Consider the following 19,654-nt stretch of genomic DNA (forward strand, 5'->3'; position numbering starts at 1 on the left):
ACCGCTAATTTAGAAATTGATTTCTATATATTTAGACCAAAGATTCTTCTTATAGTCGTAATATTGTCGATGATCATTTTTAGTTTCAAATAAAGACTCTTTCTTCCATTGTTTACTAACATCTTCTATGGTCATAAGGCCTGCTCCAATTGCAGCTGCTAGTGCAGCACCATAAGATGTCGTTTCAATTATTTGTGGTCGTGTTACATTAATTTGAGAAATATCTGCTTGAATTTGCATAAGGAGGTTATTTGCAACAGCTCCACCATCTACTTTGAATTCTTCAAGATCACTACCCATATCACTTTTCATTGCCTTAATTAGATCATTAATACTTAAAGCAATTCCTTCAAGTGCCACACGACATATATCATCAGTATTTGTTGCTCTTGTCATTCCAATTAGAGCAGCTTTTGCGTTTGGTTTCCAATACGGTGAACCAATCCCTGTAAAAAAAGGTAGAAGTAAAAGGTCTTTAATTTGATCAATATTTTTTACATTTAAGGCCTTATCTTCTGTTTGAGCGGCATTATCAATAATCTGTAAATTATCTCTTAACCATTGCACGCAGGCACCAGCAATATAACAAGATCCTTCTAAAGCATAGTGTGTCTTACCTTGATACTTATAAGCAACAGTGGTGAGTAATCCATGATCTGAATATTTCTTTTCTTCTCCAGTATTAACTAACATGAATGCGCCTGTACCATAAGTACATTTACCAGTTCCTTGTTTAAAACATGCTTGACCAAACAAGGCCGCTTGTTGATCTCCCAAAATTCCGTTTATAGGAATTCCATCAGGCAGAAAGCTTAATCCTTTAGTTATTCCAAAGTCACAGATCGATTCACATATTTCAGGTAATAGATTCTTATCTATCCCTAGTTTCTCACATAGTTCATCATCCCATGAACAATTATCAAGTTCCATTAGGAGTGTTCTTGATGCATTTGAAACATCTGTTTTAAAAGATGTTTGTCCAGTTAAACGATAAAGTAAGAATGTATCAATCGTTCCAAATCTTAGGTCGTTATTCTTATGGGCCTCTTTTACGTATTGGTTATTCTCAAGAAGCCAGTGCATTTTTGTACCAGAAAAATATGGGTCTAGCGGTAGTCCAGATTTCTTTTTGAATAACTCTTCATCTGCTTTAATCGATTCACAATATTGTGCCGTTCTACGGTCTTGCCAAACGATGGCCTTAGCAAGAGGTTCTCCTTTGCGATTAAATGCACATGTCGTCTCTCTCTGGTTTGTAATACCGATGGATTTAATCTTACTAGTATCGATATTATTTCTCTTTAATACTGTTTCGACAGTTAGACGTACACTCTTCCATATTTCATCGAGATCATGCTCTACCCACCCAGTATTTGGAAAATACTGTTTAAATTCTTGATTTTCTTTGTCAATGAATTCAAAAGTCTCAGCATTAATAACAGTTGCAGTCGTACCAGTTGTTCCCTGATCTAATGATAAAATATACATATTTACTCCAGTATAGAGAGAATTAATTTAAATATTATTGAGATAATCTTAACCCAGGATCATGCCCTGGGTAATTGCGCACAATGCTGTTTATTGCAATTTCCCACTGGCCAGCTAAGAATGAGTTGGAACCCTTTAAGATTGTTACAGATAATCCGACAAGTATGACAAGTAGGAATATGAACTCGATGAAAGTTTGGCCGGAATCATCTAAAAAATGTTTGCGACTCTTATTTTTGCCAATTTCTTTCATTTTAAGTTGCCTTTTTTGCATGATGCAATTATTTCTTACTTTGTGTATAATTGTATTTTAACTGGGGTCGGAAATTGAGTACAGAAAGAAAAAAATTTCCATTTAAACTAATCGCAATCGCTTGTTTTCTAGTATTGGGCTCATTATTTGTTACTGATGAGAGTTTTACTACTGCTAAAATTGCAGGCGTTGATACAAAAAAGATTCAACATTATGAGTCAATGCTCGTTAGGCCAGATTTAAAATCAATTAAAGGTAAAGAGTTTAAAAAAGAAGATCTTTCAAAAGGTGTTGTGATTTTAAACTTTTGGGCAAGTTGGTGTACACCTTGTCTTGAAGAATTCCCTAGTCTAGTTTCATTAAGATCTGGAATTGAAAATAAAGATCTTAAAATCATTGCAATTAACTCTGATGAAGGGCCAAAGCAAGATAAGAAAATCAATGAAGTTAGTAAAAAGTTTAATGTTAACTTTGATATCGTTAAAGATAAGAACGGAAAGTTAACTGATGCATTCATGGTTTCAGCAATCCCAGTCTCTATTGTATTCAAAGACGGAAGAGTGATGGAAGTCGCTAATGGATCAAAAGACTTTAACTCTGAAGAATTCAAAGAAAAAATTCAGGAATGGCTTAAATAGAATTTCTATTAACGGCCAAGTTTCTTCCCCAATTATATGTAATTTCAGAAATTGTCTTTGTCTTAAAGACGCTAAACCTTGGTTTTAACTTTTCTACTACTGCACCTTGATCATATTTACCAACTGCAGCTGCTGCATTTAATGTAATACCACTCCACATTTGAGTCATATTAATTCCATATAAAGGAGCAGCAATTGATGCTAACAATAGTAAATTGTCACAATGACATGAACCAGGATTGTAATCTGAGGCAATAGAAAGTTTACACCCACCATCAGCTAGTGCCTTGGCATCTGCTTTAGGTTTACCTAAGAAAATTCCTGTACCTGGTAATACCGTTGCTACTGTTTTTGATTCTGCTAACTTTTTAATTCCATCTTCAGTAGTACATAGAAGATGGTCTGTACTGAGTGCTTCGAGTTCACACGCGAGTATTGCACCTTTGTTATCATTGAATTCATCAGCATGAGTTTTCATTGGAATGTTAAACTTCTTCGCAGTTTGAGCTAATTTTTTAACATCATCAGCATTGAAGTAGCCTTTCTCATGAAATATATCAACACAATCAATAATTCCATCATTACCAATTTCTTCGAGTAGTGGAATGACGATTTCATCCATATACTTTTCAGTATTATCGTAGCTCTTTGGTAGTGCATGTGCTGGCATGAAGGTATTGATGATTTGAATATCTGGAGCAAATTCTTCTTTAAGTTTAGCTATTAGTTTTGTCATTCGCTTTTCTCCTTCATAAGAAAGAGAGTAGCCTGATTTAACTTCAATCGTTCCAATACCGTACGATGCAATTCTGTTTACTCTTTCACGACATAGATTTAAAAGTTCTTCATCACTTGTTTCATTTGTTCCAACTGAAGTTGCAACAATTCCACCACCAGCTTCAGCAATGGCCTGGTAATCAGCACCATTTAATCTCATTTGGTATTCATCAGCTCTGTTACCACCAAAGATTAGGTGAGTATGTGAGTCTACAAGCTCAGGTGTAATGACATAACCACTTAAGTCTTTAGTAGACTTTGCTTTATCTTGATATTCTACAGGAATATTTGAACTTTCTCCGACCCAAAGGATTTCATTGTCGTTAAAAACAATAGCGGCATCTTTAATGATTGAAGAATCTTCAGGCAGAAGATTGCGGCCATCCTTTTTAAATGCTTCTTTGAGTGTTAATAGTTCATTAATATTCTTGTAGATATACATTATTTTAATTTCCCGACGTGTTTTTCTACAGCTCTTAATAATTCGCCATTATCGACTAGAGCTTCAATATAGTTAATATCTTTGTAAAATACGCGATCTTCTTCAATTTTATCAACAGACTTTCTGATATGAGCAATTAACTCTTCAATTGCATCTGATGATCTTAGTGGCCTATGGAATTCGATCGCTTGCGAATTACATAACAGTTCAATGGCAAGACACTTTGTTGCATTTTCAATTACTTCATGAAGTTTTCTTCCTGATGTTACACCCATTGAAACATGATCTTCTTTATCTGTTGATGTTGGTACTGAGTCCACACTAGCAGGGTGACATAGGTATTTATTTTCAGAAGTCAGAGCAGCAGCAGTAACGTGTGCAATCATGAGACCGCTATTAAGACCTGATTCAGGTGTAAGAAATGCTGGTAGATCTGAGAATGTTGGATTCATCATCTTTTCGACACGTCTCTCACTAATATTACATAACTCAGCAACACCAATAGCAAGGTAGTCCATTGCCATAGCAATAGCTTCACCGTGGAAATTTCCACCAGAGATAACTTCATCTTCACTAAGAAATATTAGAGGATTATCAGTAACAGCATTTAATTCAATTCCAATTACTTCTTTTGCATGGGCAAGTGTTTGTCTTGAGGCTCCGTGGACTTGAGGAACACAACGAAGAGAATATGGATCTTGAACCTTTCCACAGTCTACGTGAGAGTCAAGAATTTGGCTTCCAGCTATAATATTATTTACGTTAATTGCAGATGCAATTTGTCCTGGGTGAGGTTTTAGTCCATGAATTTTTGGATCATACGCTCTTAGTGTTCCACGTACACCATCTAAAGTAGTTGCTGCACAAATATCGGCAACTTTAATCAGATTTTCTGTTTTCTTAATTGCCAGTGCTCCTAGTGCGGCCATAACAGCTGTTCCGTTAATTAGAGCAAGTCCATCTTTTGGTCCAAGGACAACTGGTTCTCTTCCGATATCTCTAATGGCAAAATCTGAGCGAACCTCTTTACCGCCGTAAACAACTTCTCCTTCACCAATTAAAGCAAGTGCAATATGTGAAAGGGGAGCAAGGTCACCTGAGGCTCCAACTGATCCCTTTTCAGGAACAACAGGGATAATATCATTGTTTATAAACTCAATTAGTAACTCAACGGCTTCAATCGTTACACCTGAAAATCCAGAAGCGAGACAATTTGCTCTAAGTAGCATAATTGCTTTCGTGATTTCTTTCGTAAATGGTTTACCCACTCCAGTACAGTGTGAACGAATAAGGTTAACTTGAAGTTGTGATAGATCTTCTTTTTTGATGTGTTTATCGGATAAGGCACCAAAACCTGTATTGATCCCATATACTGGCTCACCTTTATCAACAATATTTTGAACGTAAGCTTTAGACTTAAGCATATTGTCTCGTGCAATATCACTTAGCTTTACTTTTACAGTGTTCTTTTTTGCGTATGATACTTCATAGATGTCATCGACACTTAGACTGTGTCCATCGATAATAATTTCTTTCATCTTTATATTCCTATCTTAAAGTCTCTATTTGTGTTTTATATTGATCTTTTTCTTTTCCGAAAATATATGACCCTGCAACCATATTGTCGGCACCTTTGTTACGACATTTTGTACCAGTCTCTTCGTTGATGCCTCCATCAACTTGTATTTTAAAACTTAGGTTATTCTCTTTTCTCACCTTGTTTAGATATTCAATTTTATCTAAGGCATTTGGCATAAAACTTTGCCCACCAAAACCAGGTTCAACTGACATTACTAATACAAGATCTAGTTTCTTTAATAGTTCTAAATCTAGATCTTGTGCCTTGGTCTTTGGTTTGATGGAAAGACCAATGCTATTATAGTGACTACGATATTTTGAAATGAGCTCTATATGGTCTGTCTCAATTTCAAAGTGATAAGTGATATTTTCTATCCCTACATCCTTTAGCTCTTCCATATGAAATTCTGGATTAGTTACCATTAGGTGAACATCAAGAGGTAGATTTGTTTTCTTTTTCAATTGTTTAATAATGGGTATACCAAATGTTAAGTTTGGTACAAAGTGGCCATCCATAACATCAAGGTGAAGCCATAGATCGTTTACATCTTCAATTACAGAGATATCGGAAATTAGATTTGTGAAGTCAGCGGCTAAAATACTTGGTGATATTATGGTCTTCATCTAATCTCCTCTATGAAATTTCAAATGTATCGTATTTATTAGTAAGCCCGTTTACTGCATCAGTATCTCGGCAGGCTTTCTTTCCTTCTAGTTGAATCATATCTAGACGTATAGTTTTATCTTTCGATCCTACTAAGATTTTATTGTCACTTATTTTAATCTCACCTGCATTCAATTTGTTTCCTGTGTAAGGACTAATTTCTAAAACCTTTAGTCTTTTACCATTTAGAAAGCAAAATGTTCCAGGCCAAGGTTTTAGTGCACGTACTTGATTATGAATTTCATTATATGTTTTTTCAGAAAACTTGATATGGCCGTCTTCTTTTTTTAATGTTGGTGCAAAAGTAACATCTTCTTCATTTTGCTTATAAGAAGAGATATCATCGTTAATCATATCTTGAATGAAATCATTTAGAGTAAGTGAGGCAGCAAACTTTAGACGTGTATATAGTTGTCCACCTGTTTCTTCAAATGAGATTGGAAGTTTTGATTCTTTTACGATATCTCCGGCATCCATCTTCTTGACCATTTTTTGAATTGATACACCAGTTTCATTATCACCATTTAAAAGTGCGTACTGTATTGGTGCAGCACCTCTATACTTTGGTAATAGAGAAGTGTGGATATTAAAGCATCCAATCGTTGGCATATTTAAAACTTTTGATCCAAGAAATTGTGCAAATGCTAGAACTAAAAAGAAATCAGCATTGAGTTCCTCTAGTTTAGCAAGTAGCTCTTCATCTTTATTGATATTCTCTGTTTGATAGAAGTTGATTCTATTGTTTTTGCAGTATTCGATCACTGGTGGAGATTGCAGTTTTTGTCCACGGCCAGCTTTTCTATCCGGCATACTTACAACTAATTGCAGGTCAATCTGTGGGTGATTTGCAAGTAGTTCAAGGCTTGGACATGAAAAATCAGGAGTTCCAAAAAATACAGCTTTGAGCTTTTTCACTATCTACCCTTTACTCGCTTCATATATCTTTTTGTTAAGAAGTTTCTTTTTAGAGTTGATAATCTCTCTAAGAAAACAATTCCATCAAGATGATCATTCTCGTGTTGTATGCAGACTGATAATAGTCCATCTGCTTCAAGAATTTGCTCATTTCCATCTAAGTCTTGATAAGTAACTTTAATTGCTTCAGCTCTTTTCACTTCTTCATAGATTCCAGGTACAGATAGACAACCTTCTTCATAAACGATGTCACCTGCAGTCTTTTCAATTTTAGGATTGATGAAAATTCTAGGATTAAAGTTTGAGATGTCGTAATCACGTGTACCATCTGCACGAGTTACTTCTTTTCTTTCAAAATCGATATCCATTACAAAGATGCGATCAGAAACACCAATTTGTGGTGCCGCAAGACCAATACCTGGTGCGTGATACATAGTATAGAGCATGTCTTTGGCCAATTTCTTAAGAGAGTCGTTGAATTCTGTGACAGGTTCTGCAACTTTTTTAAGAATTGGTGCTGGATAAGTAAATATTTCTAGTTTTTCACCTTCTAGGGTGTAGTCTTTTAAAAATTCTTCTGTAGTATTCATGGCCCACTTATATCACGTGTGCACCGCACAAGTCCAGTGAGGAAACTTAGGTTAAGCGCCTGTTTTTATAGAAAATAATGGCAATGAAGAGGATGAATAGTGCTGGGACAGTAAAAGTTGCTAAAAATGGGTTAATTTTTAGGTTTCGTCCTAGTTCTAAAAAGTAAGTTTGTACTAACCAGTAGAGTATTGTGAAGACAAAAATAAATGCAGCACTGCGACCAAATGAACTATTTCTTCTATTTGGATTAAAGATACTAGTGGCCGCAATAAGAGCAAAGATAATACAAATAAGCCCTTCTGAAATATGCATGTAGAACATTACGAGATATTCATTAACATTGATACCATTGCTATTTAGTTGTGAGATATATTCATAAAGTCGCAAAAAGGTTAGTGTCGAGATATCTGCTTCAATCTTATTGAATTCCTCTAGGCTCTCGTCAAGATTGATGGGTAATTCATGGGCATCAATTTTAGGAAATGAAGGAGTTTCAAGATCATCGTAGCTCATCCCTTCATTTGGCCACCAACGCTGTGTTGTTGAGTCATAACTTAACATCTTAAATGTATCGATCTTTGTAAGCTGTTTATTATCATTGTAATGATAAATAGTTACATCATTAAGTGTATTGGTCTTACGATCGAAATTTGCAAATGAGAAAAAGTACTTTGGTGATTTATACCAAATCTTTCCTGATTTAATTGTGGAAGATGAAAGGCCCTTCTTTTGAAAAACTCTAAACTTCTCATCAGGATTTTCAAGTATATTTGCTCTTCTCGAATTTATATAAGGGCTTATATAACCACTTAAGATAAATTGAAATAATGCAACATAGATAGAGGTTGTAAGTATATCTTTAAGATAATTTTGACGAGAGTATCCTCCCGCAAAAATGGCCACAAGCTCGTTTCTACTTTTTAACTTATTAATAGAAAAAAGACTCGCAATTAAACAAGAGATTGGAATTACTTTAATTAAGAAGCTTGGTAGTTGAATTATATATCCAAGTAGTACCTCTTGAGCTGTTACTGTTTCACGTAAAAAGCCTGTAATAAGGTTTCCAAGTGAAATTAACAGCAGCAGTGATAGTGCTGAAGAGGCAAAGAATTTTAGCCACTCTCTTGTGATTAAGGTTCTAACTACATTCATTTTACTACTTTATAGATTAAATAAATTATTGGCCTTAAAAATAACTTATTAAATACAAAATCTAAAGACCTATTACGTTCAAAAGAATTCACGATATATGGTGAGTAATCGTAATAACGATTAATAAAAATAATACCCGCACTATACTTTGCTAGCTTAACTTTAAAGGCCCTTAGTGTGTTTAATAAGTCTTCATTTTCTGGATAAGCATGTGTTGCTAAGTAACAATTCTTTGATCTAACATTGATTTTTTCATAAGCCTGTTGAAAGGCTTTTTTATTATGTGCCTGTCCAGACCTTAAAAATTTTTTTATTAACTGTGCATTAGCATGTTGATATTTATACCCAATAGAAAACTTAATAAATTGTTGTAAGCATCTAACCGATTCTTGTCTTAATCGAGGACTTTTATCATATGACTTTGCAAGGTTCCAGTAAGCCTGGCTTACAAGTAGCAATTCTGCAACATCTCTTTCTGGATCAAACATCTTTGGTGTTAGATGCTTTTCGTCTGTTCTATTGTATGCGGCCAATATACCCAGGTAGTGTTTAAACTTTTCAACACTTTTTGGGAGGTCATTTTTAGCAACAAAATCAAGTGCTTGTTTAAGAGTTTTTAATCTTTCGGCATATGCATTCTTGACGCCTTCATTTAACTCTTCAACTTCACCGTCATCTTTCTTTTTATTGCTCATGATAAATACCGATTGTTAGAAGCGATATGAAAGAGAAAAAGAAGTTTCTTGGATCTCTTCAGCTATTTGTTTTAATAAAGCATCTTCATCAACAGAGATATTAGACATGGCAAAGTTTAAAGTTAACTTAGGTTGAATCCAGCTTATTCCAAATCCAGAACCTGATTGCATATCAATCTTATCGTCAAACATACCTGCTCTTATATAAAAGTCAGAAAGAACATTGAATTGGATAGCACCTCTTACAAGAGAGCGCTCAGAGAGCTCTGTTGTGTAATCAGCACCGGCATCTAGCATTAGGGAAATGAATTTTCCATATTGGTACTGCATTCCAAGAATTGCTTTCGTTCCATTTTCAGAACTTTTAAATGGATCCATTGCAACCATACCTAGTGATAGGCTTGATGTGACTGCATGAAAAACACCAATATTAACTTGTGAGTATTCATTCTTTTCTACATTTCCTAGATAGTTATCAACTCTTTTTATATCTTGATATGTAAAACCAAGAGACGACTTAGGGCCAACCGTTGAAGCAAATGAAGTAGACAGTTGTTTGTAATTTTCGTCACCCTTCTTTGTCTTAACGTATGAAAGAGATCCTTTTAGAGCCTTTGAACTATCAGAGGCAATTACCGCTAAATTTGAGGAGCCTTTTAAATTATTTTCTTCAAGATCTTTGTTGTCTGTAGAAGATTTCTCAACATAAACTGAAGACATATTAAAAAATGCAATAGGGGCCGGGTTTAAGACAGTTGCTTCATCCATTAGAAGTGAGGCAACACCAGCTCCACCTGTCGACTTTAAACGCGTCGTTTTGTAGTCTAATATTTTTGCATTTGCACTTAATTGAATGATTAATAATAGTGATATAAATTTTACTAATTTGCTCATGTAATACCCTTGTTAACTTAGAAATATTATAAAGGTAATTTTAAAATTCGTCACATCTATATGCCTGATTGATATTGTCGGTCTTTTGTTCTTATTTGAAATTCAACTTACATGACTCATATTTTTTGGTATTATTATCAGTATTAATTAGGAGATTTATGAAAGTTTTAATTTTTTCGCTTTTACTATTTAGTACACATATTTATGCCTCAATTCCCTCATTAGAAGGTCTTATGAGAAATCCTTCAAATCATGAACTAGATAAGGAACTTGTTGTTGCACATATAATCGTAAAGCGAACGGCTGCTGATTCAGACTTTAATGATGATACGGCACAAGTTAATACAAATTTCTTTAAATATTTATTAGTTTCATCAGAAAATGAAGATGACTTTAAAAAGATGATTGCTGTTGAATATGAGAATGGAAGTTATGATGTTGGAGCCGTAAGTGATATTAAGAAGGCGACAAGGATAGAGGGTTTATTAACAAATGATAATACTAAAAATATTCTTCAGAGCTTGATTTTAAGTTACACGTTTAATAGTTCTTATGGTTTTAATAAAATTTTTAAATCAATAGAGGAAAATTATAAATCTAATTCTGAACTAATTAATAAAGATAAAGCATCCCTTATTGAAGAGTATAAGAAGTTTCTTGTTAAGAAGAAAGAGTACGAAGAGAAAGTTAAGGAATATGAGGATGTTAATACCGCCGCTCCTGTTTCTCCGCTTGATGCTGATGGTGAACAAAAGCAGGCAGAAATTAAAAATATAATGAATTCGTCATTATATCGTGGAACAAATAATCTTAAGTTGATAAAGCGAAACCGTGAATTTGTCTGGTCAATAAACTTAGACAATATTAAGGGTGAATTTAAAAATGATACTCATCAATTAGTCTTCTTGGAACTACATATGAGTGATGATGTTTATACGATTGTTCCTAGAAGTTATGTTACTTATAATGGTCGTTATACACTTCCAAAATATATAGAAGTAAAGAATTCAACATATAAATACCTTATAGAAATACCAACATACTATCTACTAAACTCAGCGAATAAGTCCATTGCCGAGAGAAGACAAGAGTATATCAAATTTAAAGAGCGAAATGATCAACGTGAAAGCGCTCAAGTTTCTATTGAAGGGGAAGAAGTTCAAGAAAAAGTAAATCTATTGTTTTAGTAAGTACCTGATTTTACAACTTGAATTAATTTGTCTTTAAAGTAATTCCTAAATTATCCGATATGTCTTAAGCGATGAATTAAGTAGGATAATTTATGAAAAAAGCAATTCAGTTAAAGTTATTAGTTTGTTCACTTTTAATGGTACCGGCCAGTGCAAAAGTTGTTTTCACTGGAACGAGCTCGATTGGTAGTGGAAGCAGTAATACTTCTACCACTGGTAGCGTTGATGTTGGGCCATCGAGCCGATCGACAACAGTTGAATGTCGAAGAGATAATGCTGTATCTTACGGATTTATGAAAACTCTTCTTTTGGGGAATACTCCAAAATTTACTGTTGCAAATGGTAAAGTGATCATTGATATGCCAACACGAGTATCAGCATGTATTTTAGATATTAGTGCAGAGGCGATCACCAATCCTGTCGATAATAATATTTACTTGAAATTTGATGTTCAAGTTGATTCAAGTGCATATCCTGCTGGAAGTGACTCAATTGAAAAAGAATATGAAAAGTGTATGAATCACTTGGCCGGTGGCGATCCAAATTTCTTTAAGGTTCAAAATCTTATCGATAAAGGACACCTTGCATCTCCATCACGTATTACAATTGATCACCCAAGTATTGATCAATCAAGAAATTCAGAACTTGTTATTGCTTCAACAAATAAGGATTTAGATTATCGTGATGATATGCCATTTGGTTTAGCATCTGTTGCACAACATACATCTTTTTCTAAGCCGAGTTTTAACTGTATGGACTTTGCAAAGCCAGCAGAAAGAAAAATTATGGCAAATACGACACCAGAATACGACCTACGTGAGGAAGCAATTGCTGCGTGTAATGGAAAGAATTTAACGGATATTGCAGATAGCTTAAAGAAATTAAGAAGTTCATCTGGTGGTAACTATGATGATTTAACAAGACTTCTTTCAGGAATTCAGCATTCTTTAATTGAAGATGAAGTTGAAGAAATGGTTACAAGAATGGAGGAAATCGAAAGAGATATTGCCCCTTCTGCTGAAGATATTGAAAACGGTGATGAATATGGTGTTAGCAGAGATAAGCGTAAAGAGCTTTTACGCGAGTATGCAAATCATATGAATAAGTTTTCAAAAGAATTAATCCCTGCTCTTAAAAGTGAATTAGAACATCTAATGACTGAATATGATGAGCTTGGTGAAAGTACTGAAGATGAAAGACGTAAGGATCAAATTACGGATAAAATTCAAGAGATAAATGATCTTATTGCAAAGTTTAATCGTCAAAATGAAAATGGAGCGGAATATAAGCGTGTTATTGCGGCCCTACGTGAAGAAAATATGCAAACTTCAGGTCGTAAAGTTTTAACCGGAATCATTCATGCTCAAGAGTTTTCTAATGTAAAACTTGAGGGTGCAAATAAGAGAACTGTTGATAAGGCAGAGACAAATAGTGATAAAGCAATTAGTCGACTTGAAAGAGGGACACTTGCTGACTGGGGTGATGAGGCTTTACTAAGAGCTGGAGATAAATCGCCACTTGCTAGACGTCGAAAGATCATTCAAGGTCTACAAGAAAGAGCAGCGAAGGATCGTCAGCAACAACAAGCTAAGTTAAGCGCTTATGATGATTATATTCAATCATATGCTAAAGATTTAGTAAGTAGTTACTGTACTTCTGGTGGGAATTATCAAGATTGTATGACGGTTCAAAGTACTTATGTACCATATATTTATAATCAATATATGGGGTGGAAACAAAATAGTATGAGCGATTATAATTCATATTTTAACAATAGATATGGAAGTGCGATCTCTGAACAGAGAAGTACTCTTGGTCGCTTTAATAATATTTACCGTACAACTCAGCTTAATAATCTTCAATCACAATTAGCATCTGCTTCTTCAGGAAGCCCTTTTGATCTTTGGACTGGAGATACTTCAAGTTACTCTAATGGTATACCAGGGTTTAATTTAGACTTAGGTGGACTTGGACAAACAAACTTTCAAACATCTAATGGTTGGAATGGTCAGGGGAACTTTAATCTGATGGGTAATCAAACAAGGTCGCCAAGTTCTGGTAATTGGTCAAATCCTTGGCAATAATTAAAACACAAATTAAGAAATAAAAAAGGCTCCTTAAAGGAGCCTTTTGTTTTTTAGAATTTTATATCTGCACCGATGTAAATTAAGTAAGTGTCATTTGTTTCATTTGGTGTTGCCGTGTTTGAGAAGGCGTAATAGTCACCAACAAAGAAGTAACCGATATTAGTATTAATCGATACTGAAGTATTCCACTTGTAAGAAAAGTTTGAATCAATTTCAAAACCTAGATCATCCGCTTGATTTGCAGCGGCAGTAAATCTCTTATTCTTTTCGTGGTTAATAGCATCGGATCCGGCCGTTGCAGTTTGATCAGCTTTTGCCCAAATAACTGAATTTGTCCAAGACCATGTCCCTGAGTCATAGCGATGGGCAAACTTAGCATAAGTTGCATTTGTTATTGATGAGTTAAAAACGTTTTGAGTTGTATCTCCAATTGCACCTAAGTTGTAGCGAAACATGATATTCGCAACTTGGAAGTTTGGATTAAGGTACATGGCCCCGTAAGTTTGATTGTCAGCTTCTGAACCACTAACCATACCAACATCTAAATGTAGGGAATGGTTTGTATTTAACTTATAAGTATTATTTAAAAGAAATGCCTGAGCATCAACTTCTGTATCAGTTACACCTGGATAAATTTCACCCATATCCCCAGACATTAATGGTACTTCAGCTTCTACTGTATATTTACCAAAAGTCTTTTTGAAGTAAAGGTCAATCATCGTTACACTAGATGAACCAAGTTCTGTTGCAGTTCCGTCACCGTCAACATCAGCAAATACTGATGTTGAACCACCTGATGTGTTCTTGTTGTATAAAGCACCAAACGTGAATTCACGGTCTAGATTTTCATATAGTAATGAAATACCCATCTCTCTGATTCGACCTGTTTTAGTTAGATTGTTTGCTTTGATTTTTGAGTAGTATGGAGAGAATTTAAAATTACCGATTTTAAAATCAATAGTTATACCATCTCTCATTGATGCAAAACGAGAACCAGCGTCACTTCCATCATTATATACAGCACCTAGACCCCAGTTAAATTTCTGACGGCCAACAGTGTAAGTTGCTGTGTCTGAAAAGAATACTGCATTTGCTTGAGTCAGGTTGATTTCATTGCTTGTTACTGTATTGAAAGAATAACGAGCATTAGCAAATGAACCTGTTGTTGTTGCATCTGTTGTTCCAGTTTTCGTTCGGCCATCATTTGATGAGTCACCAAAGTTTCCACCGTAACCATAACCAGAAGTTAATTCTGCATTGATCGTCGTCGAATCATTTACAATGATCGTTGGTTGTAACTTGAAAATATATGTTTGAAAATTAGCTGAATCTGGATCGGCATCTCCAATATCAAAAGCTTGGTCACCGTTAGTAACTGCACCAGGAGTTTGAGTAACAGAGCGATTGTAATCTCCAAGTGAGTGCATATCTGTTTGAAGTTCACCATGCCAATCAATTGGTAGTGCGAAAGAAGTTGACGCTAAAGTGGCAAGAATTGCGGCCTTATTTAAATTCTTTAACATAAGTTGTTATTCCTTTTATAATTGGATTAAATTGTAATGAAATAATATAAGATGACTTGATGTAACGTCAAAAAAATAGGTGTTTTCTTAAATGCTTTTAAAACGATTAAAGATATTATTGCTATTATCAGTGCCGTTTGTTGCATTGTGTGTCATTTTTGTCGTTAAAACAATAAATGACGCAGACTTAAGTCAGGTCATTAGTGGCAAGCTAAGTGAGCATGAGCAAAAATCTGTTATTTTTGAAGAAGGCAGCTTTATAGTTAAAGATGAATTCTTGTTTTTTAAAGCAAATTCAAATGACGAAAGGTTCACATCTGTTTTTAAAAATAAATTTGAAAACTTCAATGAAAGAATTTTAAGTATTAATGAAACATTTGAATTAAAAGCTCTAAGAAATAATAATTGCCACTATAATCGTTGCCTACAGTATAAAATTCCATTTTATAATATTCCAATTATTCTATCTAAAGGTCTTATTGGAATTGAGGATTTTAGATTTCTCGATCATATTGGGATTGATTATATTTCAATCCTGCGTGCAATCGTTGCTGATATTAAAGCAGGTGCCCTTGTCCAGGGAGGATCAACTCTAACACAACAATTAGTTAAGAATATATATTTCACTAATGAAAAGTCTTTCAGTCGAAAAATTAAAGAAGCAATTCTTGCTGTATATATCGATTTTAAATTTGAGAAGTCAGATATATTAGAAGCATATTTCAATGAGGTTTTTTGGGGAAGCCTCGGTGGAGTAAGGGTAAAAGGCGTTCATACTGCAGCTGTGCTGTATTTTAATAAGCCTATCTCAGAGCTTGATCCATATGAATCTGCCATTCTTGTTTCGATGTTAAAGGGACCTGGATATTATCATCCTATATACCGAACAGAGAGATTAAAGGGACGAGCTAATTTCATTTTCAATAAATTACAGGATTTAAATCTCTTTGATTCAAATGAGTCTTATCAATGGAGTGATGAAAAGTGGGATCGCTGGAGGCAGGGACTAAAAGACTTTCAAGAGAAAGGTTTTTATGAAGCAATCTATCTTACAACGACACGTAAAAATAAAGATAAGGACTTGAATGAGTACCGTTTCTTTAAAACTGTCGTAGCATCCAAGGGTCTTTTAGAAGACCTTAAAAAAGTAGAAGAGAATTTAGCAGTTAAAATATCATTTGGGCCAAAAGATAAAGAAACATTCTATTATTCAAAGTTTGAGAGAAATGTAGAAAAGGCCCTTTTAGAAGAAAGGCATGGTGTTGGTTCAACCTTAAAGCCTGTCTTGTATCAAATTTATTTACAGCATGGTTATAAAATCGATGATCTCGTTTCAACTGAGCCAGTTACTTTAGACCTTATTAGTGGCGTATGGACACCATCTGAGTCGCATACTCCACATGCAAGTGAATATCCTATTTCTCAGGCTTTACAAGAGTCTCTTAATAATCCCATTGTCAGGCTGGCAAGGGATATTGGTTTTGAAAAAGTTGAAGAGGATCTTAAGTCGCGCATTGCAGATATAAAGACTCCGCTGTCGGAATATCCAGCTCAATTACTTGGAGCTGTTGAGTTATCTGTACATGAGTTGCACCAAGTTTATCGCGACTTTTTAGAAAAAGAATGTGAACAAGGCTCTCAAGTATATGAAGCTTTGGCCGATCCTAGAAAAACGACTATCAGACGCATGGTAAAACCGGCCCTTAGAGATCAGCACTTCTTTGGTAAAACAGGTACATCTAATAATGGTTTTGATAATCTCTTTGTGGGATACGATGGTCATGATCTTTTCACCATTTGGGTTGGATATGAGGGAAGTCGTGCCAATAAAAAAGGTTTGAGATTATACGGGAGTACGACCGCGTTCAGATTGTATCAGGAAATTATCCTATATTCTGGCCAGCGCATTGCATCTTTAGCCTGTGAATAATTGCCGATTTTTAAAAATATCTTGTCAAAAAAAAGATATTAGCTTATATATTACATACATATCGACATTGTTGGGGTATCGACAAGTGGCTAAGTCAGCAGATTTTGATTCTGCCATTCGAAGGTTCGAGTCCTTCTACCCCAACCATTTTTCTCACGGATCAGAGAAAGGGAAGAGATCATGAAACGGATCGTTCTTGTATCAGGCACGTCAAATCCAAAACTTTCATCCGATATTTCAAAAATCTTAGATGTACCCCTTGTTGATCCTCAAGTAACAAAATTTGCAAATGGTGAAACTTTCTGTGAAATCGAACAAAATGTTCGTGGAGCTGATGTTTTCATTATTCAATCAACTTGTGCTCCAGTAAATGACAACCTGATGGAATTATTGATTATGATTGATGCACTTAAGCGTGCTTCAGCAGCTTCTATTACCGCCGTAATTCCACACTATGGTTACTGTCGTCAAGATCGTAAGGTCTCACCAAGAACGCCAATTTCAGCAAAGTTGGTCAGTGATTTAATCACTGTAGCAGGTGCCTCACGTGTTATCACAATGGATCTTCACTCAGGCCAGGTTCAAGGTTTCTTTAATATTCCTTTTGATAATATTTACGCCTCACCAGTTCTCGTTGGTCATATAAAGCGAGAATTAGTTGGTGATAATACAATCTTTGTTTCACCTGATGCTGGTGGAGTTGAACGTGCTCGTCACTATGCTAAAAAGTGTAAGTGTGACATTGCGATGATTGATAAGCGCCGTACAGGAAAGAATGTGGCCAAGGCCATGAATATAGTTGGTGATGTTAAAGGAAAAGACTGTATTATTCTCGATGATATGATTGATACTGCTGGTACTTTGATTGAGGCGTGTAATGCATTAAAAGAAAATGGTGCAAAGAGTGTCGTTGCTTGTGCGACACACCCTGTTTTCTCTGGTCCTGCAATTGAGAGAATTACAAAATCTGATGCCTTATCAAAGGTGTTGGTCACAAATACAATTCCATTGAGCAAGGCGGCCATTGATAGTGGTAAGATAATTTCAGTGTCAGTAGCTGAAATATTGGCCAAATCGATACATCGAACGTTTAATAACGACTCTGTTAGTTCATTATTTTTATAAAACGGGTTAATTATGAATTATTTAATTGTGGGGCTTGGTAATCCAGGTTCTGAATATAAAGGTACCAGACATAATATTGGCTGGGATATTATGAATTTTATCAAGCCTGTTAAGGACTTGAATTTTAAAGAGAAGTTTAAAGGCATTTGGTCATCATTTGAAACAGATGAAGACAAATTCTATGTACTGATGCCACAAACATATATGAATTTAAGTGGTGAAAGTGTGATTCCTTTCGCTAATTATTTTAAAGTTGAAGCAGAGAATATCTTAGTTATTCACGATGAATTAGATTTACCATGGGGAACGATCGCATTTAAAGACGGTGGTGGCCTAGCTGGACATAATGGACTTAAGTCCATTGCAGGACAATTAGGTCATAATAATTTTAAACGTTTACGAATGGGAATTGGTCGTCCAACTCATGGAGATGTTTCTAGTTGGGTTTTGGGCCGTTATCACGGCGCTGAAGCTGACTTTATTGACGATTATTTAGAAAAAGCTTCAAAAGCTGTTGAATGTTATGTAAAAAATGGTTTCAAAACAGCGATACAGCGTTATAAGAAGAAAAAGTTATTAGATTTAGGAGATAAGTAATGGCCCTTAATTGCGGGATTGTAGGACTTCCAAATGTCGGTAAATCGACTATTTTTCAAGCATTAACTTCAGCTCCAGCTGAAGCTGCTAACTTTCCATTTTGTACGATTGAGCCAAATATCGGAATTGTAAATGTTGGTGACCAACGTTTATCTAAGATTGCTGAAATTATCGGTCCACAAAAAGTTATTCCAACAATAGTTGAATTTGTTGATATTGCAGGTCTTGTAAAAGGAGCTTCTAAAGGTGAAGGTCTTGGAAATCAATTCCTTGGAAATATTCGTCAGGTAAATGCAATTGTTCACGTTGTTCGTTGTTTCGACGATCCAAACGTTGTTCATGTTCACGGTGAAGTTAATCCAGTTGATGATATTGAAACAATCAATATGGAACTTGCACTTGCTGATCTTGAAGTCGTTCAAAGAAAGCAGGCAAATCTTCCAAAACTTATGAAGAATCAAAATAAAGAGATTTCTTCAAAAGCTAAAATGCTGGTACCTGTACTTGAGAAATTAGTTGCTCATTTAGAGCAAGGATTCGCAGCTCGTATTCTTGAATTAGATAAGGATGACTTAGAGTTGATCCGTGATCTTAACTTAATCACTTTAAAGCCAACTTTATACCTTTGTAATGTTGATGAAGACAGTGTTGGTGAAGATAATGAATATGTTAAAGCCGTTAAAGACTTCGCTGAGAAAGAAGGCTCACGTGCAATTAAAATTTGTGGAAAGCTTGAGTCAGAAATCTCAGCTCTAGATAGTGAAGAAGATAAAGCTGACTTTATGGAAGCTGCTGGTATTGAAGTTTCTGGTTTAGAAACTCTTACTCATGAAGCATATAATATGCTTGGTCTACGTACATACTTTACTGCTGGTGTAAAAGAAGTTCGAGCATGGACTTTTAAAAATGGTGCAAAAGCTCCTGAGGCTGCAGGTGTAATCCATACTGATTTTGAAAGAGGTTTTATTAAGGCAGAGATCTATCACTATGATGATCTTATCTCTAATGGATCAGAAGCCAAGGTTAAAGAAGCTGGAAAGCTTCGCATGGAAGGTAAGGAATATGTTGTCAAAGATGGCGATATTATTCACTTCAGATTCAATGTCTAGCTTGTT

17 protein-coding genes and 1 tRNA gene are annotated in these 19,654 nt (G+C 35.1%); 8 read left to right on the plus strand and 10 right to left on the minus strand.

Annotated features, from left to right (window positions below):
- Positions 1–9 precede the first annotated feature (9 nt).
- On the minus strand, positions 10–1,488 hold the full coding sequence (gene glpK, locus ACMAZI_RS01335) for a glycerol kinase GlpK (protein WP_412473924.1): 1,479 nt from the start codon (positions 1,486–1,488) through the stop codon (positions 10–12).
- A 327-nt stretch (positions 1,489–1,815) separates the two neighbouring features.
- Here glpK and ACMAZI_RS01340 point away from each other — a divergent pair, with 327 nt between their 5' ends.
- Positions 1,816–2,379: a TlpA family protein disulfide reductase gene (locus ACMAZI_RS01340; RefSeq protein WP_114705972.1), complete on the plus strand. Its 564-nt coding sequence runs from the start codon at positions 1,816–1,818 to the stop codon at positions 2,377–2,379.
- Here ACMAZI_RS01340 and hutI read toward each other — a convergent pair.
- The 8 genes from hutI to ACMAZI_RS01380 are packed head-to-tail and all read right to left on the minus strand — an operon-like array spanning position 2,372 to position 10,087.
- Positions 2,372–3,598: an imidazolonepropionase gene (gene hutI / locus ACMAZI_RS01345; protein WP_120405618.1), complete on the minus strand. Its 1,227-nt coding sequence runs from the start codon at positions 3,596–3,598 to the stop codon at positions 2,372–2,374. The two genes, ACMAZI_RS01340 and hutI, sit on opposite strands and share 8 nt — an antisense overlap.
- Positions 3,598–5,136 carry a histidine ammonia-lyase gene (hutH, locus tag ACMAZI_RS01350; RefSeq protein ID WP_120405617.1) on the minus strand — a complete coding sequence of 513 codons (1,539 nt, stop codon included), beginning with the start codon at positions 5,134–5,136 and terminating at the stop codon, positions 3,598–3,600. Before hutH ends, hutI begins: the two co-directional genes overlap by 1 nt.
- Positions 5,137–5,146: 10 nt before the next feature.
- Positions 5,147–5,800, minus strand: coding sequence for a ribulose-phosphate 3-epimerase (rpe, locus tag ACMAZI_RS01355; protein WP_120405616.1), 654 nt, complete (start codon positions 5,798–5,800; stop codon positions 5,147–5,149).
- 10 nt (positions 5,801–5,810) lie between these two features.
- Entirely contained in the window at positions 5,811–6,755 is a 945-nt protein-coding gene (gene fmt / locus ACMAZI_RS01360) for a methionyl-tRNA formyltransferase (RefSeq protein WP_162929724.1), read from the minus strand.
- Entirely contained in the window at positions 6,755–7,345 is a 591-nt protein-coding gene (gene def / locus ACMAZI_RS01365) for a peptide deformylase (protein WP_114705967.1), read from the minus strand. The genes fmt and def overlap by 1 nt, the downstream gene beginning before the upstream one ends.
- A 46-nt stretch (positions 7,346–7,391) precedes the next feature.
- Positions 7,392–8,498: an LptF/LptG family permease gene (locus tag ACMAZI_RS01370; protein WP_114705966.1), complete on the minus strand. Its 1,107-nt coding sequence runs from the start codon at positions 8,496–8,498 to the stop codon at positions 7,392–7,394.
- Positions 8,495–9,193, minus strand: coding sequence for a hypothetical protein (locus ACMAZI_RS01375; RefSeq protein ID WP_120405614.1), 699 nt, complete (start codon positions 9,191–9,193; stop codon positions 8,495–8,497). Before ACMAZI_RS01375 ends, ACMAZI_RS01370 begins: the two co-directional genes overlap by 4 nt.
- Before the next feature lie 15 nt (positions 9,194–9,208).
- A complete protein-coding gene (locus ACMAZI_RS01380) occupies positions 9,209–10,087 on the minus strand; it encodes a hypothetical protein (protein ID WP_412473923.1) in 879 nt (292 codons plus the stop codon).
- 158 nt (positions 10,088–10,245) lie between these two features.
- Between ACMAZI_RS01380 and ACMAZI_RS01385 the strand changes: the two genes are divergently transcribed.
- Positions 10,246–11,274, plus strand: a complete 1,029-nt coding sequence (locus ACMAZI_RS01385) for a hypothetical protein (protein WP_120405612.1) — start codon at positions 10,246–10,248, stop codon at positions 11,272–11,274.
- Between the two features lie 95 nt (positions 11,275–11,369).
- Positions 11,370–13,361: a hypothetical protein gene (locus tag ACMAZI_RS01390; protein ID WP_412473922.1), complete on the plus strand. Its 1,992-nt coding sequence runs from the start codon at positions 11,370–11,372 to the stop codon at positions 13,359–13,361.
- A gap of 53 nt (positions 13,362–13,414) precedes the next feature.
- On the opposite strand, the gene ACMAZI_RS01395 is transcribed toward ACMAZI_RS01390, so the two are convergent.
- On the minus strand, positions 13,415–14,887 hold the full coding sequence (locus tag ACMAZI_RS01395) for a hypothetical protein (protein ID WP_412473921.1): 1,473 nt from the start codon (positions 14,885–14,887) through the stop codon (positions 13,415–13,417).
- 91 nt (positions 14,888–14,978) lie between these two features.
- On the opposite strand from ACMAZI_RS01395, the gene ACMAZI_RS01400 reads away from it, so the two are divergent.
- From ACMAZI_RS01400 to ychF, 5 genes are all read left to right on the plus strand, one after another.
- A complete protein-coding gene (locus ACMAZI_RS01400) occupies positions 14,979–16,817 on the plus strand; it encodes a transglycosylase domain-containing protein (protein WP_412473920.1) in 1,839 nt (612 codons plus the stop codon).
- Positions 16,818–16,888: 71 nt separating this feature from the next.
- A tRNA-Gln gene (locus ACMAZI_RS01405) sits at positions 16,889–16,964 on the plus strand.
- A 30-nt stretch (positions 16,965–16,994) separates the two neighbouring features.
- The gene (locus ACMAZI_RS01410) at positions 16,995–17,942 is read left to right on the plus strand and encodes a ribose-phosphate diphosphokinase (protein WP_162929729.1); all 948 of its coding nucleotides are present in this window, start codon (positions 16,995–16,997) and stop codon (positions 17,940–17,942) included.
- 12 nt (positions 17,943–17,954) lie between these two features.
- Positions 17,955–18,539 (plus strand): aminoacyl-tRNA hydrolase, encoded by a 585-nt coding sequence (pth, locus tag ACMAZI_RS01415; protein ID WP_114705958.1) that lies wholly within the window; start codon positions 17,955–17,957, stop codon positions 18,537–18,539.
- Positions 18,539–19,648 carry a redox-regulated ATPase YchF gene (ychF, locus tag ACMAZI_RS01420; RefSeq protein ID WP_114705957.1) on the plus strand — a complete coding sequence of 370 codons (1,110 nt, stop codon included), beginning with the start codon at positions 18,539–18,541 and terminating at the stop codon, positions 19,646–19,648. Before pth ends, ychF begins: the two co-directional genes overlap by 1 nt.
- Positions 19,649–19,654 lie beyond the last annotated feature (6 nt).

The organism is Halobacteriovorax sp. YZS-3-1 (assembly GCF_047084945.1).
Taxonomy (GTDB): Bacteria; Bdellovibrionota; Bacteriovoracia; order Bacteriovoracales; family Bacteriovoracaceae; genus Halobacteriovorax_A; species Halobacteriovorax_A vibrionivorans.

Coding starts and splice junctions, on each gene's coding strand:
- def (WP_114705967.1), bottom strand. CDS start 7,345: ATGAATACTACAGAAGAATTTTTAAAAGACTACACCCTAGAAGGTGAA.
- ACMAZI_RS01395 (WP_412473921.1), bottom strand. CDS start 14,887: ATGTTAAAGAATTTAAATAAGGCCGCAATTCTTGCCACTTTAGCGTCA.
- ACMAZI_RS01390 (WP_412473922.1), top strand. CDS start 11,370: ATGAAAAAAGCAATTCAGTTAAAGTTATTAGTTTGTTCACTTTTAATG.
- glpK (WP_412473924.1), bottom strand. CDS start 1,488: ATGTATATTTTATCATTAGATCAGGGAACAACTGGTACGACTGCAACT.
- rpe (WP_120405616.1), bottom strand. CDS start 5,800: ATGAAGACCATAATATCACCAAGTATTTTAGCCGCTGACTTCACAAAT.
- hutH (WP_120405617.1), bottom strand. CDS start 5,136: ATGAAAGAAATTATTATCGATGGACACAGTCTAAGTGTCGATGACATC.
- ychF (WP_114705957.1), top strand. CDS start 18,539: ATGGCCCTTAATTGCGGGATTGTAGGACTTCCAAATGTCGGTAAATCG.
- pth (WP_114705958.1), top strand. CDS start 17,955: ATGAATTATTTAATTGTGGGGCTTGGTAATCCAGGTTCTGAATATAAA.
- ACMAZI_RS01370 (WP_114705966.1), bottom strand. CDS start 8,498: ATGAATGTAGTTAGAACCTTAATCACAAGAGAGTGGCTAAAATTCTTT.
- hutI (WP_120405618.1), bottom strand. CDS start 3,598: ATGTATATCTACAAGAATATTAATGAACTATTAACACTCAAAGAAGCA.
- ACMAZI_RS01375 (WP_120405614.1), bottom strand. CDS start 9,193: ATGAGCAATAAAAAGAAAGATGACGGTGAAGTTGAAGAGTTAAATGAA.
- ACMAZI_RS01400 (WP_412473920.1), top strand. CDS start 14,979: ATGCTTTTAAAACGATTAAAGATATTATTGCTATTATCAGTGCCGTTT.
- ACMAZI_RS01380 (WP_412473923.1), bottom strand. CDS start 10,087: ATGAGCAAATTAGTAAAATTTATATCACTATTATTAATCATTCAATTA.
- ACMAZI_RS01385 (WP_120405612.1), top strand. CDS start 10,246: ATGAAAGTTTTAATTTTTTCGCTTTTACTATTTAGTACACATATTTAT.